This window comes from Streptomyces sp. NPDC059853, from assembly GCF_042731495.1.
GTDB lineage: Bacteria > Actinomycetota > Actinomycetes > Streptomycetales > Streptomycetaceae > Streptomyces.
Map to the genome: position 1 here is coordinate 1 of NZ_JBHWJL010000293.1, position 6,495 is coordinate 6,495.

Genomic DNA, 6,495 nt, shown 5'->3' on the forward strand with positions numbered 1-6,495 from the left:
TCCGTGCACCACCGGGGCCGTTCCCGACCGTCTTTGATCAGCCCATGTGCGGATAGCGATAGTCGGTCGCCGGCACCTGGGTCTCCTTGATGGAGCGCGGCGAGGTCCAGCGCAGCAGGTTGAACTTGGAACCGGCCTTGTCGTTGGTGCCCGAGGCCCGGGCGCCGCCGAACGGCTGCTGCCCCACGATCGACCCGGTGGGCCGGTCGTTCAGATAGAAGTTGCCCGCCGCGAACCGCAGCTTCTCGCTCGCCGCCGCGGCCACCGCCCGGTCCCGCGCCAGCAGCGCGCCGGTCAGCGCGTACGGGGCCACCGACTCCATCTGCTCCAGCATCGCGTCGAAGGCGTCGTCCTCGTAGACGTGCACCGCGACGATCGGGCCGAAGTACTCGGTCGTGAAGACCTCGTTCTCCGGGTCGGAACAGGTCAGCACGGTGGGCCGCACGAACCAGCCGACCGAGTCGTCGCAGGTGCCGCCCGCCAGGATCTCGCAGCTGGGGTCGGCCTTCGCGCGCTCGATCGCCGCCTTGTTCTTGGCGAACGCCCGCGCGTCGATGACGGCCGCCATGAAGTGCGACAGATCGGTGGGGTCGCCCATCGACAGCCCCTCCGTCTCGGCCACCAGCTCCTCCCGCAGCCCGCCCTCCCACAGCGAACGCGGGATGTACGCGCGGGAGGCCGCCGAGCACTTCTGCCCCTGGTACTCGAAGGCGCCCCGGGTGATCGCCGTCTTCAGCGCCGCCGGATCGGCGCTGGGGTGCGCGACGATGAAGTCCTTGCCGCCGGTCTCGCCGACGATCCGCGGATACCCCTTGTACCGCTCGATGTGCGTGCCGATCTCCCGCCACAGGTACTGGAAGGTGGCGGTGGAACCGGTGAAGTGCACCCCCGCCAGATCCGGGTGCGGCAGCGCCACCTCGGAGACCTCCTTGCCGTCCCCGGTCACCAGGTTGATGACGCCCGGCGGCAGCCCCGCCTCCTCCAGCAGTTCCATCAGCAGCACCGCCGCGTGGGTCTGGGTCGGCGACGGCTTCCACACCACCACGTTGCCCATCAGCGCCGGAGCGGTGGGCAGATTGCCGGCGATCGCGGTGAAGTTGAACGGGGTGATGGCGTAGACGAAGCCCTCCAGCGGGCGGAAGTCCAGCCGGTTCCACACGCCCTTGGGCTGCACCAGCGGCTGCTCCGCCAGGATCTCCCGGGCGAAGTGCACATTGAACCGCCAGAAGTCGATCAGCTCGCACGGCGCGTCGATCTCCGCCTGCTGCACCGTCTTGGACTGGCCCAGCATGGTGGAGGCGGCGATCGTCTCCCGCCACGGTCCCGACAGCAGCTCGGCGGCCTTGAGGAAGACGGCCGCCCGCTCGTCGAACGGCAGCTCCCGCCAGGCGGGCGCCGCCGCCAGCGCGGCGTCGATCGCGTCGCGGGCGTCGTCACGGGTGGCGTTGGCGTACGTGCCGAGCCGCGCGCTGTGCTTGTGCGGCTGCACCACGTCGAAGCGCTCGCCCCCGCCCATCCGCTTGACCCCGTTGATGGTCATCGGCAGCTCGATCGGGTGGTCCGCCAGCTCCTTGAGCTTGCGCTCCAGCCGGGTGCGCTCCGCCGAACCGGGCGCGTAGGTGTGGACCGGCTCGTTCACCGGCGGCGGCACCTGGGTCACAGCGTCCATGGCCGTGTACTCCTTCGGGGTGAGGGGGCGGTCAGCCCCGGGTCAGCAGGGAACGGGCGAAGAAGCCGAGGTTGGCCGGCCGCTCGGCGAGCCGGCGCATGAAGTATCCGTACCAGTCGGTGCCGTACGGGACGTACACCCGCATCGTGTGGCCCGCGCGGGCCAGCCGCAGCTGCTCCTCGGTACGGATGCCGTACAGCATCTGGAACTCGTAGCCGTCCTCGTCACGGCCCGCCCGCCGCGCCAGCTCCTCGGCGATGGCGATCAGCCGCGGGTCGTGGGTGGCGATCATCGGATGCGCGCCGCCGGCGAACAGGACGCGCAGCGCGCGCACATAGGCGAGGTCCACCTGCCGCTTGTCCTGGTACGCCACCGAGGCCGGCTCCCGGTAGGCGCCCTTGACCAGCCGCACCCGGCAGCCCGCGGCGGCCAGCGCGCGGCAGTCGTCCTCGGTGCGGAAGAGATACGACTGCACCGCGACCCCGGTGCGCGGGAACCGGCCGCGCAGTGCCGCCAGCACGGCGAGGGTGCCGTCGACCGCGGTGTGGTCCTCCATGTCGAGGGTGACCATCGTCCCGGCCTCCTCGGCCGCGGCCAGCACCGGCTCCACCGAGCGCAGCGCGAACTCCTCACCGCCGCCCGGCAGCCGCAGCCCGAACGCGGACAGCTTCAGCGACAGTTCGGCCCGCTGCCCCAGGCCCTCGGCGCGCAGCCCCTCCAGCAGCGCCAGATAGGCGTCGCGGGCCCGCGCCACCTGGCCCTTGTCGGTGACGTCCTCCCCCAGATGGTCCAGGGTGACCGCGAGGCCGGCTCCGGTCAGCTCCCGCACCGCGGCGAGCGACTGGTCCAGCCGCTCCCCGGCGACGAAACGGTCCACGACGGGGCGGGTCAGCGGGGCGGCGGAGACGGCCCGCCGGATGGCGTCGCTGCGCGCCGCCGCGAGAAGCACGGGTCCCAGCACGGGCACCTCACCTTTCGGACACCAGAAGAAACTCGGCTCTCCGCAACCTAGGCAGTGCCCGGCCATCGGGCCTATCAACAGATGTCTGTCGGCCGGGGTACCGGCGTCAGACATCTGTATGAGAATGGTGCGGGCCAGCGCGGCGGGCCGCGACGCGGGGGCGGCGGGAGAGGGACGGAGACCGGGTGGAACCCGATTACCAGGAGCTGATCGACGAGGTGTCGGCCCGGCTCGGCACCCCGGCGACGCTGGAGGGCCGCGACTTCGCGCTGATCGCCTTCGGCGCCCACGACAGCGCGGACGACCGGGTGATGGACCCGGTGCGCACCCGCTCGATCCTGCACCGGCGCTCCTCGGCGGAGGTCCGGGCGTGGTTCGAGCGGTTCGGCATCGCCCGGGCGCGCGGCCCGGTCCGGATCCCGCCCGACCCGGCCGCCGGGGTACACACCGGGCGGATCTGTCTGCCCGCCCGCCACCACGGGGTGGTCTACGGCTACATCTGGCTGGTCGACGAGGGCGCGCTGGAGCTGACCGATCCCCGGCTCGCCGACGCCCAGGCAACGGCGGAACGCATCGGCGCGCTGCTGGCCCGCGCCGCCGGGCTCGGCGGCCGGCTCGGGGCGCTGCTGCACACCCTGCTGACCAGCCCGCAGCGGCAGGCCGCGGCCGGCGAACTGGCCCAGGCGCTCGGCCCGGCGGTCGGCGGACCGCTGACCATGGTGGTGGCGCTGCCGTGGGACGAGGGCGCCCCCGGGCTGCCCGGGGCGCTGGCCGTGTGCCCGCTGGAGGGGTCGCTGGCGGCGCTGGTCCGGCCGGCGTCCGCCCGGGCGGTGGCCGAGCGGCTGTCCGGCCCGGCGGTGGCGGCGGGCATCGGCGCCCCGCGCGGCGCGATCGCCGAACTGCCGGACGCGTGGCGCGAAGCGTTCGGCGCGGCGCGCGCCGCCCGCGCGGAACCGGCGCTCGGCCCGGTCGCCCACTGGTCCGCCATCGGCGCCTACCGGCTGCTCACCTCCCTCCCGCCGGCCGCCCCCGACCCCTCGGCGGGCCCGCTGCTCGACCCGGCCCACCGGGAGCTGGCCAGGACCGCCGAGACCTATCTGGACCAGGCGGGCTCCCCCGCCCGCACCGCGACCGCGCTCGGCATCCACCGGCAGACGCTCTACTACCGTCTCACCCGGGTGGAGCACCTCACGGGCCTCGACCTGGCCGACGGCGAGCACCGGCTGCTGCTCCACCTGGCCCTGAAGGCGGCCCGGCTGCACGCCGCCACCGAGCGCGACAGCACGGGCCCCGAACGGTGACCGGCCCGCGCCGGTGGCGGCCGGGCCCACTGCCGCCGCGACGACGGCGCGTGGTCCACTACCGGACATGCCGCTCCTGCTGCTCGACCTCGACAACACCCTGATCGACCGGGACACCGCCTTCCGCGCGGCGGCTGCCGCCTTCCTCGCCGAGCACGCGCTGCCCGCCGACGACCTGGCCTGGCTGATGCGGCTGGACGCCGGCGGCTACGGGCTCCGGGACGACATCGCCGCGGCCCTGGCCGGCCGCTACGGGGATGCCGTTCCGGCGAGCGCCGTCCTCGCCTTCCTCGACCTGGGCGGCGCCGACCGCGTGGTGCTGGCGGCGGCGGTCCGCGACGCGCTGGGCGAGGCCGTCGCCGCCGGGTGGACCTGCGCGATCGTCACCAACGGCACGGTCGCCCAGCAGGAACGGAAGATCCGCCGGACCGGTCTCGACCGCCTCGTCCACGGCTGGGTGATCTCCGAGGCGCTCGGCTGCACGAAGCCCGCGCCGGAGATCTTCCGCGCGGCGGCGGACGCCACCGGCGCCGCGCTGCCGGGCGCCTGGGTCGTCGGTGACTCGCCGCACGCCGATGTGCGCGGGGCGCTGGCCATCGGGGCCCGCAGCGTCTGGGTGTCCGGCGGACGGGCGTGGCGCGAGGCGGCGTACCGGCCCACCCACGTCACCGCACACGTCGCCCCGGCCATCCGTCACGTCATCGGGCAGCCGCGCTGATCCCCGGCCCCGGTCCCGGGGGCGCGGCCTTCAGTCGACGCCGGTGATCTCCGCCAGCTCCAGGTTGTTGTCGCCGCCCTGCACCCGCTGGGAGCGGATCAGCCCCAGTTCCTTCGCGTAGTACTTCTCGGTCACCACCCCGGGGTCCAGCCGGCTGGACTCCCGGATCTTCAGCACCTCGCTGAACCGGCCCAGGCTGATCGTGACGTCCTCGCTGATGCTGATCACCTGCGCCTCGTCCTCCGCGACGCCGGGCACGAACTCCTCCTGGTAGATCTCCCCCACCATCGGCTCGGCCAGCATCACCACCCCCGGCTGGGCACCGTCGGTGCCGGCCCGCCAGCTGCCGTCCGCGCCGCCCGCGTCGCGGCCGAAGTACCAGACGTTGCCGCCCGCGTCCTGGGCGTAGAACTGCCGCACCTCGGTGGCCGGCTCGCCCTCGCACGTCCGCCGCTCGCGCACCACCAGGGTGGCCACGCCCATGATCTCCTCCCGCTCCTGCGTCACCTCGGTCCCCATCGAGGCCGCTCCCCCGGGGCAGATCCCGGCGAAGTGGTGCCCGGCGCCGGGGGCCAGCGGCAGATACGGATTGTCGATCTCGTCCACGAACTCCGCCGGATCGATGGAGGGCGACGGCGCCGGGCTGGCGGGCGCGGTGCTCTCCTCGGCGACCCGCGAGGTCTCCCGCGAGCTGTGCGAACAGGCGGCGAGCAGCAGCAGGACGAGGAGCGGCGCCACCGCCCGCCCCTGTGCTGCGCGCCGCGTGGCGGTGGTCACGATGCGTCACTCCCCAGGTCTCGGCACTCCGGAAGCCTCATGATCGGCCGCGGCCCGGTGCCGCCCGGCCTGCCCAGCCCGCCCCGCCCGGCCCGCCACCCGGACGGCGCAGACGGCGTGCGGGACCGGTTTACGGGACGCGCGTCAGCCGCTAGCTTCAAGGGTCCGGTGGGAGCGCTCCCATGTGTGCTGCTCCCCCGCAGTGAACACCCGTCCCCCCACATCCCGAGAGGAACGATCACGTGCGCACCCCACACTTCCCGCACGCGCGCTCCCGCATCCGGTCCCCCCGCCCCCGCCTGCTGTTCGCCACCGCCGCGGCGGCCCTGGGCGGACTGCTCTCGCTCGGTCTGCTCGCCCCCGCCCAGGGCGCCACGCCCTCGCCGCAGGAGGAGCGCGGCACGGCCGCGGACCTGCCCCAGGACACCGTCTTCCACAACTACCCCGGCGCCGTGCACGAGTGGGTCGCCGCCAATCCGGGCGATCCGCGCCGGGAGCTGATCGAGACGCGGATCGCCGCCCAGCCGCAGGCGATCTGGTTCGCCACCTACCGGCCGGCGTCGGTGACCGAGGACGTCGCCGCCGTCACCGGGGCCGCCGAGGCGGCGGGCGAGGTGCCGGTGCTGGTGCCGTACGTGCTGCCCGACCGGGACTGCGGCGGCGCCTCGGCCGGCGGGGCGCCGGACTTCCCCAGCTATCTGAGCTGGACCCACGGCTTCGCGGAGGGCCTGGGCAGCGGCCCGGCGGTGGTGATCCTGGAACCGGACGCCATCGCCCTGACCGACTGCCTCGACGACGCGCAGCTCCGCGCCCGGTACGCGGCGCTCGGCGAGGCGGCGGGCATCATCCGCGCCGCCAACCCGCAGGCCCGCGTCTACTTCGACGCCGGGCACTCCGCCTGGCACAGCCCGTCGGCGATCGCCCAGCGGCTGCGCGACGCCGGGGTCGAGGCCGGGGACGGGATCTACACCAACACCTCCAACTACCGCACCACCGCGGAGGAGACGGCATTCGCCGAGGCGGTCCTCGGCGAACTCGGCGACGCGCGGTTCGGCGCGGTCATCGACAC

General features: G+C 74.3%; 6 protein-coding genes. 3 read left to right on the forward strand and 3 right to left on the reverse strand.

The annotated features are described in order from the left end of the window. Window positions 1-37 precede the first annotated feature (37 nt). The gene (pruA, locus tag ACFV5N_RS23020; RefSeq protein WP_385603009.1) at window positions 38-1,669 is read right to left on the reverse strand and encodes an L-glutamate gamma-semialdehyde dehydrogenase; all 1,632 of its coding nucleotides are present in this window, start codon (window positions 1,667-1,669) and stop codon (window positions 38-40) included. A gap of 31 nt (window positions 1,670-1,700) precedes the next feature. Beyond that, window positions 1,701-2,630 carry a proline dehydrogenase family protein gene (locus ACFV5N_RS23025; protein ID WP_385603012.1) on the reverse strand — a complete coding sequence of 310 codons (930 nt, stop codon included), beginning with the start codon at window positions 2,628-2,630 and terminating at the stop codon, window positions 1,701-1,703. A 185-nt stretch (window positions 2,631-2,815) separates the two neighbouring features. On the opposite strand from ACFV5N_RS23025, the gene ACFV5N_RS23030 reads away from it, so the two are divergent. Next, window positions 2,816-3,931 carry a PucR family transcriptional regulator gene (locus ACFV5N_RS23030; protein ID WP_385603015.1) on the forward strand — a complete coding sequence of 372 codons (1,116 nt, stop codon included), beginning with the start codon at window positions 2,816-2,818 and terminating at the stop codon, window positions 3,929-3,931. A gap of 67 nt (window positions 3,932-3,998) precedes the next feature. Further along, entirely contained in the window at window positions 3,999-4,649 is a 651-nt protein-coding gene (locus tag ACFV5N_RS23035; RefSeq protein ID WP_385603017.1) for an HAD family hydrolase, read from the forward strand. A gap of 30 nt (window positions 4,650-4,679) precedes the next feature. Here ACFV5N_RS23035 and ACFV5N_RS23040 read toward each other — a convergent pair whose 3' ends face one another. After that, complete coding sequence (locus ACFV5N_RS23040; protein WP_385603019.1) at window positions 4,680-5,426, reverse strand: hypothetical protein; 747 nt, start codon at window positions 5,424-5,426, stop codon at window positions 4,680-4,682. Window positions 5,427-5,668: 242 nt separating this feature from the next. Here ACFV5N_RS23040 and ACFV5N_RS23045 point away from each other — a divergent pair. After that, window positions 5,669-6,495, forward strand: an 827-nt coding sequence (locus ACFV5N_RS23045) for a glycoside hydrolase family 6 protein (RefSeq protein WP_385603022.1), incomplete at its 3' end; no start/stop codon positions are given.

Excerpts from the sequence above, each read along its gene's own strand:
- pruA (WP_385603009.1), bottom strand. The coding sequence starts at position 1,669 with ATGGACGCTGTGACCCAGGTGCCGCCGCCGGTGAACGAGCCGGTCCAC.
- ACFV5N_RS23035 (WP_385603017.1), top strand. The coding sequence starts at position 3,999 with ATGCCGCTCCTGCTGCTCGACCTCGACAACACCCTGATCGACCGGGAC.